Source organism: Ancylobacter tetraedralis, from assembly GCF_014195655.1.
GTDB lineage: Bacteria > Pseudomonadota > Alphaproteobacteria > Rhizobiales > Xanthobacteraceae > Ancylobacter > Ancylobacter tetraedralis.
The window spans coordinates 230,682-249,088 of the sequence record NZ_JACICD010000006.1; the positions used below are offsets into that span (position 1 = coordinate 230,682).

Genomic DNA, 18,407 nt, shown 5'->3' on the forward strand with positions numbered 1-18,407 from the left:
GTCCGATCTACCGGTTGATTGTCGAGCAACGAAACGCCAGTGTGAGCGTTATCTGACGATGGGCAACATGGCACATCGCTCTAGTTTGGGAGGTCTCGTCGATGAAAGCTTTGTCGGTACTAAGGGTCGGGCTCCTCGCCTTGGCAACGCTCATCGGCGCCGTATCGATGGCGAGCGCCGCTGACGGCTCGATCAGCATCCGTATCTTGAAGGCCGGGTTCGTGGTCGGCGGATCCGCCGGAGACGGCGTACTGACGTTTCAGGGCCGCAAATATCCCCTCTCGGTGGGGGGGCTGAGTTATGGCTTCACCTTCGGCGCTTCCGAGACGCGACTTCATGGAACGGTCAAGAATATCCGACGTGCGTCGGACGTTTCCGGGGTCTATGCCCAGGGCGGCGCTGGCGCAGCCCTCGGAAAGGGCGCGCAAGTCGTCGTCCTCACGAACCAGAACGGCGCCATTCTGGAGCTAGCCGGCGAGCAAAAGGGCGTCATCGTCAGCCTTGATTTGAGCGGACTGGCTTTGTCGCTGAAGTGAGGATTTGCATGGCCTATCGGCGCCCTCGATGAACGCCGCCCACGCCTCATCCGCCCATCGACATCGCCTGCGGTTCAGCGGTTCCGAGCGCACGCTGGGCACGATGACGAGAACGATTGGCGCATGAAGTGGTTGTCGGTGAGACTATTTTTCTCACCGACAACCACTTCATGGCCGTAAGGGAGGCCGCGCGTCCATGCCCCATCTGTAAGCGCGGGGACCTCTGGCGCTTGGGTGGCTCCGTTCCCCGACGTTGGATACGAGGAATGACGGGCACGGCCGACGGCACCTTGAGGTGTCGCCAAGCCCCCTCGGGCGGACGAGGAGCGGGCGCGAAATAACAGGCATTTTCCGCCAATGCGGCCACCCGACGGGCCCGAGAGAATGGGGCTGTGACGGGCAAGACGACGAACAAGTTCTCGCCCGAGCTGCGCGGCTGAGATACTGCCGGGGGAATGGATACCGCCCCGCCGGGCTGTCGTCATAGACCGTGTCGAGACGGTGGATGAAAACGCCGAGCGAGGCCACGAGCGGCCGTGTTGCGCCAAAGCAACCGTTGAGCATTCAACTGAGACCCGGCATGCCCCTCGGGCCGCGCCGGCATTGGTCTCCAGTCTTCACCAGATATCAGAAATGATAGCCAAGGCTCATGAACACGCCGTGCTGGGTGACGTCGTAGACAAAGCCGCCGTCCTCGTAATCGGTGTAGATGGCACGGTAACCAAGGGCCGTCGAGACGGCCGGTGTCCACATGTAGCCGAGCGAGGCGAAGCCCTGCGCGGTGATCTTGGACGAGACCCCGAAGCCGCCGACATCGGCGAGGGCGTTCACGAACCACTTGTCGTTGATCTTGTATTGCAGGAAGAGGCCGACAGTCGGGTCGATCCAGTCCTTCGTGCCGCTGACGTCGACACCCAAGGGAGTGAAGGGATTGGATAGGCTGAAATCGCTGCTGAGGTGCTGGTAGCGGAAGCCCACCGTGCCGCTGAGCGCGACATTGTCGGGCAGGCCGAGCGGCAGCTCATGGGCGGCGACGCCCTGCACGATGACCTGCGTCATGCCCAGACTGGCCGACGTGGCGCTCAGGGGGCCGAAGGTGGCGCCCTGGGAGAGGTCGGCATAGATGAGGTCGAACAGGAAGCTCCACTTGTCCTTCTGCGCGAAGAACGACCCCATGAGGGCGCCATCCAGGCTCGTCAAGGCGTCGATCGCCGAAACGTCGACGCTGGCGGGCGGCAGGCCGCGCACGCCGACATTGCCGTTCAGCCCCGTTGCCCAGCCATAGATCGTCGCCTGGAAGCGCCAGTCGTCGGCAGGTGGGACGGGGGCCTTCACCACGGGCGAAACCTGCGCCATGTCGGCGGCACCCGCCGTGCTGCCCATGAGAACTGCGCCGAGAAGACCGATGATACAGACGTTACGCATGCGATTTCCCCCACCGGTATTGAATGCCCCAACGTTTCGCCATCGGGATTACCAGGCTTCGTTCAAAGCCTGAGGCGAGACGGCGGGTCTCTCTTGACACTTTGCGTCAGGAAACCCGCCGGTCCCAGCTTCATGGTCGAAAGCGACCCGTCGAGAGCACTATTCGCTCGACGTGTTGCTCCGCTGCATTCCCTCGAGGAGCTTCTTCGCGTCCGCCGCGCTGAGCTGCGGACGGTCGATATCGACGGTCACCTTGTTGAGCGTGCCGTTGAAGGCGAAGGGCACCTTGTAATCGGCGTCGTCGACCGGGGTTCCGGTATCGGCGCCGATGTCGAAGGTCTCATCCCATTGCAGGATGATCGGGATGGTATGTTCCATCTTCTGGGTGTCGACGACCTTGCCATCGACCGAGAGGGTGGCCGAGGCCGGGCGGCCAATGCCGCTGGTATTGTTGAAGGCCAGCGTGCCGAAGCCGAGGCCGTCATATTTCAGGTCGAAGACCAGCTGGTGCTTGCCGGGCGTGAGCTTGTCCTTGCCTTCCCAGCGCACCCGCTTGAGATCCAGCAGGTTCCACACATAAACGGGCTTGCCGTTGAGGATGTAGAAGCCGTGGCCGCCGAAACGGCCGCCCTGGGTCAGGATCATGCCGTTGCCGCCATCCGCCGGCACGTCGACATCGGCGGTGATCCTGTAGGAGGTCGCCAGCAATTGCGGCGCGTCGCCCATCGGAATGCCCGTGAGAGAGCCGCTATAGGTGAAGCTGGAGCGGCCCGCCGTCACGCTCGGGCGCTGCGTCACCATCCGCGTGGCCAGCGAGTTGTCGAGCGGGAACACCTGGTACTTTGCCGCCTCGACAAGGAACAGGTCCTGAAGCTCCTTCAGCTTCGCGGGATTGTCCTTGGCGATGTCGTTGGACTGGGTCCAGTCCTTGCCGAGGTCGTAGAGCTCCCATTTATAGGCATTCACCACATCGGGGTTCGGCGTGGCGCCGAGCAGCCAGGGCGGCGAGATCGGCGTCGTGTTGGCATACCAGCCGTCGTGATAGATGCCGCGATTGCCGAACATCTCGAAATACTGGGTCTTGTGCGTTGTCGGGGCGTTCGCATTGGCCTTGTCGAAGGTGTAGGCCATGCTGACGCCTTCGATCGGCTTCTGGGCGACGCCGTCCACCGAGACCGGCGCGGGAATGCCGGTGGCTTCCAGCAAGGTCGGCACGATGTCGATGACATGGTGGAACTGGCTGCGGATGCCGCCCTTGTCGGTGATACGGCCGGGCCAGGAGATCGCCATGCCCTGCCGCGTGCCGCCAAAATGCGAGGCGACCTGCTTGGTCCACTGGTAGGGCGTATCGAAGGCCCAGGTCCAGCCCACCGCCATGTGCGGATAGGTCTTCTCGCTGCCCCATGCGTCGTAGAAGTACTTCAGCTGGTCGGCGACCGGCACCTCGACGCTGTTGAACTGCGCCACTTCATTCGGCGTGCCGATCGGCGAGCCCTCGGGGCTCGAACCATTGTCGCCCGAGATATAGACGATCAGCGTGTTGTCGAGCTTGCCGGCGTCCTTCACCGCCTGGATGACGCGGCCGATTTCATGGTCGGTATAGGCGAGATAAGCGGCGTAGACATTGGCCTGGCGGATGAACATCTTCTTCTCGTCGTCCGACAGAACATCCCATTTCTTGAGATACTGGTCCGGCCACGGGGTCATCTGGGCATCCTGCGGGATGACGCCGAGCTTCTTCTGGTTCGCGAAGATCTGGTCGCGCAAGGCGTTCCAGCCATTGTCGAACAGATGCATGTCGGTGATCTTGTCCACCCATTCCGGGGTGGGATGGTGCGGGGCATGGGTGCCGCCGGGCACGTAATAGACGAAGAACGGCTTTGACGGATCGACCTCGTTCAGCATCTTGATGTGCCCGATCGCCTCATCCGCCATCGCGGTGGTGAGGTTCCATCCGGGCTTGCCGACATAGGGATAGATCGCCGTGGTGTTGCGGAAGAGGTTCGGCTCCCACTGGCTGGTGTCACCGCCGACAAAACCATAGAAATACTGGAAGCCCATGCCGCCCGGCCACTGGTCGAAGGGCCCGGCCTGGCTCGCCTGAAAGGCGGGGGTGTTGTGGTTCTTGCCGAACCACGACGTGGCGTAGCCATTGTCCTGCAGGATGCGGCCGATGGTGGCGGTATTCTTGTCGATGATGCTGTCATAGCCGGGAAAGCCGGTCGACGTCTCCGAGATGACGCCGAACCCGGCTGAATGGTGGTTGCGTCCGGTGATGAGTGCGGCGCGGGTGGGCGAGCACAGCGCGGTCGAATGGAATTGCGTGTAGCGCAGGCCGCTATTGGCGATCTCGTCCAGCGCCGGTGTCGGGATGACGCCGCCGAAGGTGGAAGGTGCGGCGAAACCGACGTCGTCGGTCATGATCAGCAGCACGTTCGGCGCGCCTTTGGGCGGCACCACGCGGGCCGGCCAGTAGGGCTTGGAATCGATGGCATTGAGGTTGATCGTGCCGCCGAAAGGCAGCGGCGGGTTCGGCAGATAGCGCCCATCGATGGTGACGGTCGCGTCCGGCGAGCCCGGGGTGCCGGTGATGGTCTGGGCGTCTGCCGGAAGCCCCGCGACAAGCACCCCCGCCGCAACGGCGGCCCGAACAAGGCCCATAAGACTCAGAGACATATGCATCATCGCCCCTTCCTGTTCATGCCGGCATAGCGAGTAATGGCTATCGCGAAATCCTGAAGATCGGCAGTCGTAAGAACGCTGATATTCTCTTCTGTGTTGCAGCAAATAAAACCGCGAAACGTATTGCAGTGCACCTTGAATTTTTACGCCCGGCTGGGCGTTCAGAACGAGAATATAAGGCTCCACCTCAATGATCTAAAACGATTTATCCGGTCTGAACGCCATGAATTCTGATCGGCATATGTCCTAGTGCGCACCAAGCCGCGCGGCGAGGCGTGCGATATCGGCATTGTCCGGCTGGAGATCCGACAGCCGTCGGGCAAGCGGGGCGGCGCGGGCCTTGTCCCCGGCACGCAGTGCTTCCTGCAGGGCCAGCGTCACCAGTCCCGCATCATAGGGGTTGCGGGCGAGCGCGTCGGCGATGATGTTTCGGCTATCGCCGGCCCTGCCGGTCGATTGCAGGGCAACGGCATAGACATAAGCGTAGCGGGCCTGCGCCGGGTCGAGGCGCGCCGCGCGTCCAAGCTGGTCGACCGCCTCGTCGTAGCGCTTCTGCCGGATCAGCGCGAGACCGAGGGAATGGCGAGCCGCGCCCGCTTCCGGCGCCATCTCGATCGCCCGGCGCAGCACCTTTTCGGCGTCCGCCTCCCGGCCCTGCGCGCGGTAGAGATCGGCGAGGTTCACGGCGAGCGGGGCCGCCCCCGGCTCCAGCCTCAAGCCAGCGACCAGCTCGGCTTCCGCCTTGGCCGGCTCCCCGCGCTGGATGAAGAAGCTGCCGAGGTTCGAGCGGGCTTCCGGCCGGTCCGCATTGAGGCGCTGGGCCGCTTCATACTCTGCGAAGGACGCCTCCAGCCGTGTCCGCTCGGCAGCTGGCAAGCTGGCGGGAGGCTGATCGGCCAGCCGCAGCGCGGCCTCGATCCGCACCGCCGCGGACGGGTCGGCGAGCAGGGGCGCGGCGCGGCGCCAGCGTGTCTCGAGCGGTTGCCCGGAAAGCCCCCGCAACGCCGCGACGCGCACCAGCGGATCGGGATCGGACAATGCCTTCCGTATCGCCTCATCCGATGCGACCGAGACAAACGCCTGCAATTCGCCAATCATCGTCGCTCGCGCCACGGCGGGCACGTCTGGGTTGGCGGCGAGCTTGATGAGCATCTCCCGCGCGAGCGGATTGCCGGTGCGGGCGAGATGCATGGCCTGCGTCCATCCCTGGTAGCCCTTGCGGTCGGGCCCGTGCCAGCGCGTGATCGCCTCCGCCGCCCAGCCGGCCGTCTTGTCGGCGTGGCAGGCATTGCAGGTGTTGGGCGTGCCGAACGCCACCGACAGGTCCGGGCGCGGGATGCGGAACGAATGATCGTGCCGCCGGTCGACGACCATGTAGGTGCGCTCCGGCATGTGGCAGGAGATGCAGTCCGGCGCCTTCGGCCCGGTCGGGTGGCCGGTATGAGCGGTCGCGGCGAAGCGCTCGGGCGCATGGCACTGGCCGCAGACCGCCGCCCCCGGCGCCTTGAGCTGGCCGGAGTGGGGATCGTGGCAGTCGCTGCACACCACGCCTTTCGCGTACATCCTGCTCTGCTTGAAGGAGTGGTCGTTAAAGACCTCGTCCTTCATCTGCCCGTCATCCTCGAACAGATCGGGCGTGAGGAGGGCCGGCATGTGGGTGTCGGTCAGCGGGCGGCCGGGATGCCAGTTCTCCGAGAAGGTGCCCCGGCGGGAATGGCAGCGGGCGCAGGTCTCGACCTCGTCGCCGGCGGGACGGCTGACGCCAAGGGCGGGACTGCCGGTCGCGGGGTCCGGCGCCCAGTCGGGTGCCGGCCGGCTTGCCGCCACCGAGGCGAAGCCGCGCCCGGCCACATCCGGCGAGGCGCCGGCATGGGCCCACGCCACATGGCCGCCGCCCGCGCCGTGGCAGCTCTCGCATCCGACGCTTATCTCCGAGAATGTCGTGTGAAAGCGGTCGGCGGTTGCGTCGTAGCCTTTCGTCACCGTCGTCGAATGGCACTCCGCACACATGAAGTTCCAGTTCTGCAGGGAGCGGGTCCAGTGCAGCGGATCGGTGGCCTGCATCGGCTGGTCGGGATAGAGGTGGAACCAGCGCTGACCGCCGTCCTGCGCTGGCCGCGTATCCCAGGCCCAGGGCAGCGCCTGCACCCGGCCGTCCGGAAAAGTGACGAGATATTGCTGCAGCGGCTCCCAGCCGAAGGTGTTGCTGATCTCGAAAACCGTGTTCTTGCCGTCGCGCCCCTCGGTCTCGATCATGTAGCGCGCACCGTCGCGGAAGAAGCGGGCAGTGGAACCATGGTTTTCCGCCCGCACATCATTGAAGTCGCCGCGCACGGTCTCGGCTGTCGGCTGCGCCATCGCCTTGGCGTGGTGCGAGCCGAGCCAGGCGGTCGTCTCCGCCGCATGGCAGGCCGCGCAGGCGCCCGAGCCGACCGTCCCGGTCGGCGCCGAGGGCGACAGAATGCCGACCGCACCGGGGGCGAGAGGAGGCGGAACAACCTGTCCATGCGCCCAGCCGACAGCCAGCATCATCAGCGAAGCGAATGCGGCACCGGCCACCGCGCCCTGCGTGCCGTCAAGCCATTGCGCCGCCGCGCGCAGGAGATTCATTGCGGGATCCCGAAACGGTGCGGAGGAACCATCCCGCGGCGGATGTCTCGCCGCGGGATGGGGCTGTGACGTCGATGCTATTGCTTCTGCACGGCGATTGCGCGCTCGATCTGCTCCTTCACCGCCTGCAGGTTGAAGCTCGCGCCCTTCTGCATGGGCGGGAAATCGATGAAGCTCTGAGCGGCCTTGCCGACTTCCTGCTGGACGAAGACAAAGCGCCAGAACTGGTAGACGAACCAGTTGTAGTAGGCGAGCGAACCGGCGGTGCCACCGTTCGGCATGCCCGTGCGCTCATAGGGGTCGAGCCGGAGATTGACCAGGATCGGCCAGTCCACTTTCACCGTCGCGCCCAGCCAGCCCTGCGGCTGGTCCGTGAAGCGGTACTTGTAGTCATCGATGCGCACGGCGCTGAGCGTCGACTCGGTGAGATAGAAGATCTCATGCCGCTTCGAGGGCCCCTTGCCGGTGATGAGGTCCATCTGGTTGTAGCCGTCCAGATGCACCTTGAAGGTGTCGTCGCCGATCTTCTTGCCCTGCAGCAATTCGCCGGTCACATCAGGGTTGCCGGCGGCGGCCGCGAGGGTGGGGAACCAGTCGAGACCGGAGACGATGCTGTTCTCGATTCTGCCCGCCGGGACTTTTCCGGGCCAGCGGATCATGGCGGGAACGCGGAAGCCGCCTTCCAGCGCGGTGCCCTTGCCGCCGGCGAACGGGGTCTGCCCGCCATCGGGCCAGGTGAAGTTCTCCGCGCCATTGTCGGTGGTGAAGACGACGATGGTGTTCTCGTCGAGACCGTTGTCCTTCAGATATTTCATCACCGAGCCGACGATATCGTCGAGCTGGGCCATGCCGGCTTCCTGCTCGCTCCAGCCATTCTCGGAATTGCGCATCGCCTCGTACTTGTCGGAGAGATGCGTGACGACATGCATACGCGTCGGGTTCAGCCAGACGAAGAAGGGCTTCCGGTCGGCCCGGGCCTTGTCGATGAAGGTCAGTGTCTTGGCGAGGATCTCGTCGTCGACCGTCTTCATCCGCTCGGGATAGAGCGTGCCGGCATCCTCGATCTTCTGCTTGCCGATCTTGCCCCAGCGCGGCTGCTCGGTCGTGTCGTCAACGCTTGTCGCCCAGGAATGCACCATGTTGCGCGGGCCGACCACATCCTTCAGCGCCTGCGGGTAGTTCGGATGCGCCGGGTCTTCCATCGCGTCGAGGTGGTAGAGATAGCCGAAGAACTCGTCGAAGCCGTGGACCGTCGGCAGGAACTTGTTGAGGTCGCCGAGATGGTTCTTGCCGAACTGGCCGGTGGCGTAGCCCTCGGCCTTCAGCACCTGCGCGAGGGTGACGGCCTCGGCCGGGATGCCCAGCGGGGAGCCGGCCTGTCCGACCGTGGTCAGCCCGGTGCGGACGGGAAGCTCGCCGGTGATGAAATTGGCGCGCCCGGCCGTGCAGCTCGCTTCGGCATAGTAGTCGGTGAAGCGCATGCCCTCATTGGCGAGCTGGTCCAGATTGGGCGTGCGGCCCGCCAGGATGCCCTGATTGTAAACGCCGATATTCGACCAGCCGATATCGTCGCCCATGATGACGACGATGTTCGGCTTGGCATCGGCGGCGCGCGCCATCGGCACCGCGCAGAGGCACGCAGCCCCCGTTGCGATCACCGCTAGCGCGGGAGATAGGAGCCTGTTTCTCATCGTTGTTCTCCTCATGTCGTTTCTCCCCCGCCCTATCGCTCGAAGGCGAAGATGCGTTTCCAGTCGTTTTTCATGCTGACGACGACCCATCCCCGTTTGCCGGCTTCGTCGTAGAGCGCCTGCGGGAAAGTTCCGATCCGGGTGTCCGGCAGTCCCCGCGCCGGGCCATAGGCGAATTCGCGCGGACCATCATCGTGCAGGATGAGCATGCCGAGGCGGGCGCCGGGGCCGGCCGTGGTGTATTCGAGCATCTGTCGGTCGCCGGTGGAGTTGCCGAAGGCCGCCATTGGGCGGCGGCCGATCATCAGGTGGATGCCTTCGGGCTTGCCGGCATTGTTGTCGTTGAGCAGGAGCTTCGGCTCCTTGGTAAGGAACGGCGTTCCGTCCGGCCGATAGCCGAACTTGGTGCCGCCGGCGCTGCCCACCACCTGCTCGGGCGGGATGCCATAGACGCGCTCGGAGTAGACGCGCACGAAATCCTGGCCGCCGCCGGTGACGATGTAGGTCTTGTAGCCATTGGCGCGCAGATAGCCGAGCAGTTCCAGCATCGGCTGGTAGACGAGGTCGGTGTAGAGCCGGTCGAACCTGGGGTGCTTCGCGCGGGCGATCCAGGCCGCCGCGTCAGCGTTGAAATCCTCCACCGACATGCCCGACAGCGTGGCGGCGAGGATCTTCTCCAGATCCTTCGTGGACAACCGGGCGATCGCCGCGCGGTCGCCCGACAGCACCGTCTTGAACGGCTCGACGTTCCGGAGTTCCGGCCGTTGCGCCACCACCGCCGGCACGCGCTCGAGGCAGTAGACAACCTGCGTATAGATCGGGTGCGAGACCCAAAGCGTGCCGTCCTGGTCGAAGGTGGCGATCCGCTCGGCTGGCGGCACGAATGTCGGCTTCCCGGCGGTGGTGGTGTCGCGCACGAAGTCGGTGATGGCCTGCTTGGCCGCGCCATCGTTCCACGAGGCCAGCGGATCGGGCGCCGCGCCGTCCTGCGCCATGACTGGCAGGCTCGACAGGGCAAGCGCGCAGACGGCCCCGAACAGCCCCCCGAAGAACCGGCGTGAGATGGAAGAAGGCTTCATGAACGCCTCGCGTTGGGCTGGCCAACCCATGAAGGGCGCCCTGCCGAACGGGTCGATCGGTCGCTAGGGTGGCCAGCGGACTGCACCTGTCTCAGTAGGCCGTCGAGGTTCGAGGTTTCCGGCGCCTGCATGGGCGGGAAAGCCTTGTAGGACATCAGTTCCGTGCACCAGAGCTGTTGCCCGATCGGCAGGATGTTCCAGTCGTAGATATAGGCCGTGAGCGGACTGCCGAGCGCACCACCGATGCCGTTGACCGTCTTCTGGTCAATGCCAACCGCCTGTTCGAACGGATCGCGCTGGATGTTCTGGACGAGCGTCATGCGAAACGGCACCCGCGGCAGGATCCAGCCGGCGGCGGTTTCCTCCGTCATGTCGTAGTACATCTTCCAATTCTTGAAGCGCGCGGCCGAGGGAGTCGCGCCCGAGTAGAAGAAGAACGCCTCTCTGGCCGATTTGTCCGATGTGCCGAGCAGCAGCTTCGACGGGTCGAAGCCGTCCAGCGTGGTCTTGACGATGCCGGGATAGGCGCCCGCCTCGATCTGCTTCTTCATCATCGGCGAGCGGAAGCCGCCTTCCCAGGAGCCGCCCTTCTGGCCTTTGAACGGCGTCACGCCGCCATCGGGGAAGGTCACCTGCGGCGCGCCGTTGTCGGTGGTGAAGACGACGATGGTGTTGTCGAGCTGGCCCATGTCCTCCAGCTTTTTGAGGACGAGGCCGACGAGCGCTTGATCGCGCCATGCGGGCTTGAAGAGATGGGCCATGCCGGCCTCCCACGTTCCGTATCGCTCGCATCCCATTCTCAGGGCGCAGGCGGCACCATCGCGTGCGGCGATCCGCGCGGCTATTGGACCGACGGGCGAACCGGGCTGCCCGAAAGGGCAATGGCCGAGCCAATGGCCTCCACCAGCGCGGAACGCGAGAACGGCTTTACGAGATAGCCGGCGGCACCGCCGCGATCGGCCCGCGCGCGCAGACCCGGTGTGTCGAAGGCCGTCATCAGCACCAGCGGCACCCGTATCTTTCGCTGATGCAGGGTGGCCAGCAGCTCGAGACCCGACATGGCGGGCAGATTCTGATCGCAGACCAGACAGCAGGTTCGGGGGTCGAGGGTTTCATGCAGCAGGGCCTCCGCCGAGGCGTAGGTAACGCACTCGAAGCCCGCGGCATTGAGCAGGCGCTGCAACGCACGGCGCAGACCGTCATCGTCCTCGATGACGATCACCTTCACGGCAGCGCTCATGGGATCCTCCCGGCGCTACCATCGCGGCTTTGACATTACTGGACCATTGGGCCGGCGGGCATGGGCGCCTGCCCTTAAGGGAACACGTCGCCCGCTCTCGCCGTCTCGTCGCGGCCGTGAAGGATGCGCTCGGCGATACGGCCGAGCTCCGCCGCCGAGCCGACGCCGAGCTTTTCCATCACATGGGCCCGCTGCGCCTTCACGGTCCGCTCGGCAATGCCAAGCTCGTCGGCAATCTGCTTGTTCAGCTTGCCGGCGACCACCCGTTCGAATACCTCGCGTTCACGCGGCGACAGCGACGCGAAGAGCAGGCCCAGCTGGTTCTCCTCATCGCGCACGGCACGTTTCTGGAGGTCGAGAGCGAGGGCCCGGCCTACGGCATCCAGCAGGATTTGAGAGGCGATGGGCTTCTCCAGGAAATCGACCGCTCCGGCCTTCATCGCCCGCACGCAGGAGGGTACATCCGCATGCCCGCTCATGACGATGACGGGAAGGTCGATACCCTGTCCCGCCAGCGCCTCATGAAGGTCGAGGCCGGACGGTCCGGGCAGGCGGACGTCGAGCAGCAGGCAGCCATGGCGGCTGTCCGGCCGGTTCAGCAGAAACTCGCCGGTGGAGGCATAGCCGTGCACGTCGAACCCCGCGGCATTCAGCAGACGCCCGAGCGCGATGCGCAACGAGGCATCGTCATCGACGATATGGACCTGCGCGCGGTCGCTCATGGTCTCTCTCCCGGCGAGCCGGGGGCGGCGCGTGCGAGGGGAAACTCAACCTCGAAGGCCGCGCCTCCGCCCGGCTCGTTTCGAGCACTGACCGTGCCGCCCTGCGCCTCGACGAGCGTGCGCACGATGGACAGGCCCAACCCTATCCCGGTGCGCTTGGTGCTGAAGAAGGAATCGAACAGCCGGGGCATATGCTCGGAGGCGATGCCATGGCCACGGTCGCGAACGGTTATCGTCGCGACTCCCGCCCGCTCCGCGGCCGAAACCGTGACCGTTCTGCGCTCGACCGCTGCGCCGGTGGCGGCATCTATGGCGTTCAGCGTGAGATTGAGCAGCACCTGCTGGACCTGAACCCGATCGGCGAGAACCTCAAGCGCCTGCGCCGAAGGGCGAACGACAAGCGCGACGCTCCGGCGCTGTGCCTCGGCCCGCAGGATTATCGCCATGTCGCCGAGGGATTCGTTGAGGTCGATCAACCTGCGCTCGACGTCGTGCTTGGACAACAGGGCGCGCAAGCGGCGGATCACCTCGCTGGCGCGGATGGTGTCGCGGTGGATATCGCCGAGGATCTGCCGGATTTCCTCCAGGTCGATGCGATCCGGGCCCGCCTCGAACATGAGCTCGGCCGCGCTGACATTGCTCAGGATGGCGCCGAGCGGCTGGTTGATTTCATGGGCGATCGAGGCCGTGAGCTCGCCGGCAGTGGCAAGGCGAGAGGCATGCGCCAGCTCGAAACGGTGCTTGTCGACCGCAGCCTCGGCCTTCCGCCTTCGCCGCCGTTCGAACAGCAGCCCGGCTACCAGGAGGGACTGCAGCAGGAACAGCCCGATGGCGATCCACGCCTCCGCCCGGTAGGTTTCCCAGAAGGTCGGCGTCCTGAAGCGCACGATCGCATCGCGTGGCACGCGATCCGGATCGATGCCCCACCGCAGAATCTGCCGCCAGTCGACATTCAGCGCCACCGGCATGACCTTCGGCAGCTGCAGTGTTCCGGGCGCCGCGCCATCCAGCAGCCGCGCCACCGCCGTTCCCGCCATACGCCCGATTTCCTCGAAGCTTGGCATGAAGCCACCGACGATACCCGCGCCGATGAAGGTGTTGTAAGGCCCGTAGACCGGCGCCCCCGACACGGATGCCAGTTCCGCCGCCGCCTCGCGCGGCGTGAAGCTGCGGCCGGAGCCATCGCGGAAATAGCCGGGCGTGAATACGACCGCGTCGTCGTTGAGTTCACCGAGGCGTTTGAGCACCACAGCGGTCGGCAGCCCGGCGAGAAACTCGGTCGACACCCGCTGTTGGAATTGCCCCGCGCCGGCCCGCAGCCGCGCCTCCCATTGCCGATCCGGCTCGGAGGAGCCGGTCACCAGCAGCAGCCGACTGGCCTTGGGGTGCCATTTCAGCGCCTGTTCGATCGTGCCGGTAAAGTCGAACGCGACGGGCACGCCAACGACGTCGACCGGCAGGGGTTCCCTCCGGCGCAGCGACGCCACGTCGACGCCCATATGCACCAGCGGCACCGACGGGAAGAGCTCCTGGCGGTTATCGAGCAGGAACCCCAGGGCGCCGTCGCCGGCGGCGACAATGACATCGGGCGGATGCGCCGCGTATTTGGCGCGGAGAAATGTGGTGACGGCCCGCCTGTAGGGCGCACCGTCGAACTGGGGAGCGTCGAGGAATTCGGCGCTGACAACCGTGCTGTCGTTCGAGGCGGAAATCGCCTGGTTGATGCCCTGATCGGCCAGCACATTTGCGGGCAGCAGGCGGTTATTGTCATAGAGGACCAGAACACGTTTTGCCGGCTCGGCCGCCGAAGCGCGCGAGCCGACGATGGCCGATGACACCGCCAGCAAAGCCAACAGCGTCACCGCGCCGTACTTGGACTTGGCCACGCGGGGATAGGAAAGCCGCTGCCATAGGGCGTTTCCAGCCAACCGGAAACACCCTCCCGGCCGGGGCAGAACTCCTTCGCCCACCAGGGGATGGATTATCGGATCACGGAAGGTGCGCGTGGCAATCATGCATTGGCGCCGTTGGTGATGCCCGCTCAGGCCGATGCGCACGATAGCAGCTCTCGGACCGACCGACGAACGCCGACAGGCGCTGTCGCCGGGTTCGGCGCCCTCGGTGTTCAGTCCCGGCATTTGATGGATCGGATCGAGGATGAATTTCGAAGGCTCTGAAGTCCAGCGTTTGCAGATGAATTCGTAGGGCGTGAGGCCCCTCGGGATCTTCAGGCGCCGGCCGAAATTGCAGGCGGCGACGAAGTCGGCGAGATGCGTTTCGAACGGGTGATGATGGTCGTAGTGGAAACGCGTGACGGTCGCTTCCGGGATGGTCCGGCTCATCCGCTCGACCTGCCATTGGTCCAGGGGGGGCTTCACCTTCGGCAGGCGGTGCTCGGAGCCGTTCTCGCGGCATCGCCTGTCGAACATATGGGTGATGTGGCGAGCTATCGGCCCGTCGGCATAGCGCGGCGGGAAGGTGAACTGGATACCGTCATCCGTCACAACGGTATGGATCGGGTACGGCACCGCGTGGATCAAGGCCCTGAGGAAGGCCGACGCCGAGGTCCGGCCTGTTTTCCGGACGACCTGCACGAAGGCGAACTCGCCGAAGCCAACCCGCGCGAAGGTGATGTGGAACAAGACTTACTCGCCGGGCTGGCTTCTCAACACGGGTCCGCTCGGGCACCAGAAGGCCAGCGGCGTGAGCCGGGACATATCGCCAACAGCGATATATCGACTTTGGATCCGTGCGCGGGTTTCCCTGCGTCCGGCTGCTGATAGAATCGCACGTTCTTGGACGTCGATGCGAAAGCCCTGAGGCAGTTCACTGACTTCGTTGCCGCGACACCGCAGGATCGCCGGCGCGGCTCCCCGCCCTCATGCCTCGGTTGCAGCCCGCGTCCATGCGTTCATCTGTTCACACGGTTCTTGACATAGAATGTAGGTCTTTCGTGCATGTGGGATTGGTTTGTAACGACATTGCGGGATCACCCTGCGATTGCGCTGTTTCTGACCGTGGCACTCGCCTATCCGCTCGGCACCTTCAAATATCGCGGAATTAGCCTGGGAACGGTCGCAACCACCCTGCTGGTGGGCATTCTGGTCGGGCAGTTGCACATCCAGATCTCGCACAACGTCGCCATCGTCTTTTTTCTGCTGTTTCTCTTCGCAATAGGCTATCGCGTCGGGCCGCAATTCGTTCGCGGCGTGGCGCAGGACGGCGCGATGCAGGCGCTGTTCGCCGTGGTCGTTTGCGCGGTCACCCTGGCAACCGCCTATGGCGTGGCACGGCTGGCTGGCTATTCCATCGGCTACGGCGCCGGCCTGTTCGCCGGTGCGGCCACCGCCTCGTCGGCTCTCGGCCTTTCGACCACGGCGATCCAGGCTCTCGGCATGCCGCCGGACGAGACGCGGTCCATGGTCGGCGCGCTCTCCACCGCCTTTGCCATGACCTACATCTTTGGCACCATCGGTCCGATCCTGATCATTTCCCAAATCGGACCATGGCTGCTCCGCATCGATCTTGCGGCCGCCTGTCGGGCCTATGAAAAGCGGATGGGAGGGACGAGCCACGGATCGGGAACGTCCTGGCACCATTATGTCCTGCGCACCTATCGCCTAGGCGAGGCCTCCTCACTGGTCGGACAGACGGTCGGGGAGATCGAGGCCGGCCCGGGCCGCTCCCGCTGTTTCTTCGATCAGATCCGCCGCGCGGGGCAGGTCATCGACGCGACGGAGGCGACGGAATTGAAAACGGGGGATGTGGTGAGTGTCGCCGGCTCCCGCAGCGGCCTCCGCGCCCTCTTTGCCACCGGGACGGAAGAGGTCGAGGATCTGGAGCTTCTCGCCGTGCCGGTCGCCGGGGTCGACGTCGTGGTCACCAAGCGTGCCTTCGATGGCAAGACGCTGACGGAACTGGCACATATGGCGCCGACCCACGGCATCTTCCTCACCCGCATTCGCCGCGGCGCCACGGGGGAGGACATCCCGATCCTGCCCCAGACGACCATTCATCGGGGCGACATTCTGACGGTCGTCGGTCAGCCGCAGCGGATACGCGCATCGATAGGGGCGATCGGCCGGGCAGATTTTTCCGACGATCAGACCGATGTCAGCGCGATGTTCTTCATGATCGCTGCCGGTGCCTTGATCGGCGTGCCCGCCATAATTGTGGGCGGGGTGCCTCTGACCTTGTCGATCGCGGGCGGCGTGCTCTTCGCCGGCATCGCGGCGGGATGGCAGCGGTCGGTCTTCCCCACATTCGGGAACGTGCCTCCCGCCGTCATCTGGTTCATGAATGTCGTCGGGCTCAACCTGTTCATCGGCGTGATCGGCATCACTGCCGGACCGAGCTTCGTGGCCGGGGTGCAGCAGGTCGGAGCGAGCCTGTTTCTCTGGGGCATGCTGGTCACGACGGTTCCGACCGTATTCGCGCTGCTGATAGGGAAATACGTGTTCCGCTTCGATGACGCGCTCGTGCTTGGCTGCTGCGCGGGTGCCGGCACCTCCACCGCGACGCTGGGCCTGCTTGCCGACCGGGCGGGAAGCCAGGTTCCCGCGCTCGGCTACACAATTCCCTATGCCATCTCCAACACGCTGCTGACCATCGGCGGCATCGTCATCGTGACCCTGCTGTAGAGAGAGGAGCCTCTCGCCGGGTGACCGGTCTCGTCTGGTCTCCTGCCCGGCTCGGTTCAGCCGCACCGCGCACGGCAGGCTTGAAACGCTCGCGGCAGCCAGATGACAATGAGGAAGGCCGCGAGAGGAACCGCTACGCCCTGCCGCCACGCCCTGCGGATACGCCCTGCCCGGCGCAGCGTCTGGAAGACCCGGGAACCTTGACGCCGCCGCGCGTCGTCCGGCCTTCATCATGAACACGACGCTCGGATTGGGCCGGATCAAACCGGAAATTGGCACGCGCCTGCCCGCCCCGCGAACCGCGACAAGCGGCATCACGAGGATCGGTTGGTCAATGGCTGTCTTTGTCTATGTGGTGCGGACCTAGCGGCGGCACGTGGCGCGCCGCGATTAGCTGGCTGCAGCGCACGCGACGGGTCACGCCCGGCGATCGGCCTCAACCGAGGTGGTGGATCCAGACGGCAGCCATCAGCAGGCAGATAATGGATGTCGGCAGGCCGGCGCGTGCGAATTCGGCGAAACTGAGCGCAATGCCGCGCTTGCGGCATTCCTCGGCGACGATGATGCCGACCAGGCTGCCAAAGATCACCGCGCTCGACGAGAAGCCCGTGCCGAGCGCGATGGCCGCACCCAGCGCTTCCGGCGCGTGCGAGCCGCCGATAAAGGGGGCGACCAGCATGACGGCCGGGTTGTTTCCGACAATGTTGCTGAGCACGGCCATGATGATCAGCATCGACGGCGGGTCGTGAAGATTGAGGCCAATGCCCCGCAATCCGGCGAGAACCTGTTCCGGCAGCCCCGTCGCCGTGAGCGCCGCATTGACGACGAACAGTCCGAACAGCAGGAGGAGGAGATCGCCGTTGACGTGATGCAGCAGATTGCTCGACGCGAAGCGCCGGCTGACGAGCAGGACACTCGCGCCCATGAGGGCGATCAGCATATGGGGCAAGTCGCTGAAGATGAACGCTGCGACGACGGCACTGGCGACCAGGCACGTCTTGACCGTCTCGCCACGATTGAGGGCGACAGGCGCAGTGGCGACACTGGCGGTCGAGGGTTGCGCGTCGCCGGCGAGTTCCCATCGGCCCCGATAGCAAAGCACGATCACGATCCAGATCACGGGCAGGCCAAGCACGGCCACGGGCGCGGCGGCCGCCATGAAGCCGCCGAAGGAGAGATGCAGCGTCTCGGCGACGATCATGTTCTGCGGACTGCCGAGGATCGTTGCCGCGGAGGCGAAGTTGGCCGCGAAGCAGAAGCCGAGCAAAAAGGGCAGCGGGTTGAGCCGTCGCTCCACGCAGATGGAGCAGAAGATCGGCGCCATCGCGACCGCCACGACATCCTTGTTCAGCAAAGCGGCCATGGCGCCGGATACGGCAATCAGGATCGCCAGCAGCCCCTTGGGGCCGACATTGAGGTTGCCGACTTTCACGGCCACCCAGTCATAGAAACCCGCAACCACGAAGGCTGCGGAAATCGTCATCAGGCCGAACAGCAGGCCGATCACGCGATAGTCCACCGCGGCCCACGCCGCCGCCGGCGAAATCTGCCCCAACGCGATGAGCACCATCGCGCCAACCGTGGCAGCACCGGTTCTGTCGAGGCGAAAGCCCGGCAGATGGCCGACGCCCATGGCGAGGTAAACCAGAACGAAGATCGCGAGCGTCAGGTCCATGGGGGCAAGGGCATCGGTCGGTGGCACGGGTAAAACACGGGTGCCCGCTCCGGAACGGGTCCAGAGCGGGCACGAGCGATGCCGGGGCACGGTTGAGGAGCAGCACA

General features: G+C 65.2%; 12 protein-coding genes and 1 pseudogene. 2 read left to right on the top strand and 11 right to left on the bottom strand.

Features of this window, described 5'->3' with window-relative positions:
- Nucleotides 1-101: 101 nt before the first annotated feature.
- A complete protein-coding gene (locus tag FHS55_RS16450) occupies nt 102-536 on the top strand; it encodes a lipid-binding SYLF domain-containing protein (RefSeq protein WP_183190861.1) in 435 nt (144 codons plus the stop codon).
- A gap of 627 nt (nt 537-1,163) precedes the next feature.
- Here FHS55_RS16450 and FHS55_RS16455 read toward each other — a convergent pair.
- The 10 genes and pseudogenes from FHS55_RS16455 to FHS55_RS23510 all read right to left on the bottom strand — a co-directional run.
- Complete coding sequence (locus FHS55_RS16455; RefSeq protein WP_246340203.1) at nt 1,164-1,961, bottom strand: hypothetical protein; 798 nt, start codon at nt 1,959-1,961, stop codon at nt 1,164-1,166.
- A gap of 159 nt (nt 1,962-2,120) precedes the next feature.
- Nucleotides 2,121-4,646: an arylsulfatase gene (locus FHS55_RS16460; protein ID WP_425485825.1), complete on the bottom strand. Its 2,526-nt coding sequence runs from the start codon at nt 4,644-4,646 to the stop codon at nt 2,121-2,123.
- A gap of 243 nt (nt 4,647-4,889) precedes the next feature.
- Nucleotides 4,890-7,253 (bottom strand): tetratricopeptide repeat protein, encoded by a 2,364-nt coding sequence (locus FHS55_RS16465; RefSeq protein WP_183190862.1) that lies wholly within the window; start codon nt 7,251-7,253, stop codon nt 4,890-4,892.
- A 77-nt stretch (nt 7,254-7,330) separates the two neighbouring features.
- On the bottom strand, nt 7,331-8,872 hold the full coding sequence (locus tag FHS55_RS16470) for an arylsulfatase (protein WP_246340218.1): 1,542 nt from the start codon (nt 8,870-8,872) through the stop codon (nt 7,331-7,333).
- Between the two features lie 104 nt (nt 8,873-8,976).
- Complete coding sequence (locus FHS55_RS16475) at nt 8,977-10,023, bottom strand: HAD family hydrolase (protein WP_183190864.1); 1,047 nt, start codon at nt 10,021-10,023, stop codon at nt 8,977-8,979.
- A complete protein-coding gene (locus tag FHS55_RS16480) occupies nt 10,020-10,784 on the bottom strand; it encodes a sulfatase-like hydrolase/transferase (protein ID WP_343056208.1) in 765 nt (254 codons plus the stop codon). The genes FHS55_RS16475 and FHS55_RS16480 overlap by 4 nt, the downstream gene beginning before the upstream one ends.
- 80 nt (nt 10,785-10,864) lie before the next feature.
- The gene (locus tag FHS55_RS16485) at nt 10,865-11,263 is read right to left on the bottom strand and encodes a response regulator transcription factor (protein ID WP_183190866.1); all 399 of its coding nucleotides are present in this window, start codon (nt 11,261-11,263) and stop codon (nt 10,865-10,867) included.
- 74 nt (nt 11,264-11,337) lie between these two features.
- Nucleotides 11,338-11,985: a response regulator transcription factor gene (locus FHS55_RS16490; RefSeq protein ID WP_183190867.1), complete on the bottom strand. Its 648-nt coding sequence runs from the start codon at nt 11,983-11,985 to the stop codon at nt 11,338-11,340.
- Nucleotides 11,982-14,123 carry a sensor histidine kinase gene (locus FHS55_RS23835; RefSeq protein WP_343056221.1) on the bottom strand — a complete coding sequence of 714 codons (2,142 nt, stop codon included), beginning with the start codon at nt 14,121-14,123 and terminating at the stop codon, nt 11,982-11,984. Before FHS55_RS23835 ends, FHS55_RS16490 begins: the two co-directional genes overlap by 4 nt.
- A pseudogene (locus FHS55_RS23510) lies at nt 14,106-14,591 on the bottom strand (transposase family protein); the annotation flags it as partial. The gene FHS55_RS23835 and the pseudogene FHS55_RS23510, both read right to left, overlap by 18 nt.
- Nucleotides 14,592-14,942: 351 nt before the next feature.
- Here FHS55_RS23510 and aspT point away from each other — a divergent pair.
- Nucleotides 14,943-16,625: an aspartate-alanine antiporter gene (aspT, locus tag FHS55_RS16500; RefSeq protein ID WP_183190868.1), complete on the top strand. Its 1,683-nt coding sequence runs from the start codon at nt 14,943-14,945 to the stop codon at nt 16,623-16,625.
- 436 nt (nt 16,626-17,061) lie between these two features.
- Here aspT and FHS55_RS16505 read toward each other — a convergent pair whose 3' ends face one another.
- Nucleotides 17,062-18,300, bottom strand: coding sequence for an ArsB/NhaD family transporter (locus tag FHS55_RS16505; protein WP_183190869.1), 1,239 nt, complete (start codon nt 18,298-18,300; stop codon nt 17,062-17,064).
- Between the last annotated feature and the right edge of the window lie 107 nt (nt 18,301-18,407).

Bases quoted from the DNA above. Each gene is read 5' to 3' on its own strand.
- FHS55_RS16450 (WP_183190861.1), top strand. From the start codon at position 102: ATGAAAGCTTTGTCGGTACTAAGGGTCGGGCTCCTCGCCTTGGCAACG.
- FHS55_RS16455 (WP_246340203.1), bottom strand. From the start codon at position 1,961: ATGCGTAACGTCTGTATCATCGGTCTTCTCGGCGCAGTTCTCATGGGC.
- FHS55_RS16460 (WP_425485825.1), bottom strand. From the start codon at position 4,646: ATGATGCATATGTCTCTGAGTCTTATGGGCCTTGTTCGGGCCGCCGTT.
- FHS55_RS16465 (WP_183190862.1), bottom strand. From the start codon at position 7,253: ATGAATCTCCTGCGCGCGGCGGCGCAATGGCTTGACGGCACGCAGGGC.
- FHS55_RS16470 (WP_246340218.1), bottom strand. From the start codon at position 8,872: ATGGCGCGCGCCGCCGATGCCAAGCCGAACATCGTCGTCATCATGGGC.
- FHS55_RS16475 (WP_183190864.1), bottom strand. From the start codon at position 10,023: ATGAAGCCTTCTTCCATCTCACGCCGGTTCTTCGGGGGGCTGTTCGGG.
- FHS55_RS16480 (WP_343056208.1), bottom strand. From the start codon at position 10,784: ATGGCCCATCTCTTCAAGCCCGCATGGCGCGATCAAGCGCTCGTCGGC.
- FHS55_RS16485 (WP_183190866.1), bottom strand. From the start codon at position 11,263: ATGAGCGCTGCCGTGAAGGTGATCGTCATCGAGGACGATGACGGTCTG.
- FHS55_RS16490 (WP_183190867.1), bottom strand. From the start codon at position 11,985: ATGAGCGACCGCGCGCAGGTCCATATCGTCGATGACGATGCCTCGTTG.
- FHS55_RS23835 (WP_343056221.1), bottom strand. From the start codon at position 14,123: ATGCCGGGACTGAACACCGAGGGCGCCGAACCCGGCGACAGCGCCTGT.
- aspT (WP_183190868.1), top strand. From the start codon at position 14,943: ATGTGGGATTGGTTTGTAACGACATTGCGGGATCACCCTGCGATTGCG.
- FHS55_RS16505 (WP_183190869.1), bottom strand. From the start codon at position 18,300: ATGGACCTGACGCTCGCGATCTTCGTTCTGGTTTACCTCGCCATGGGC.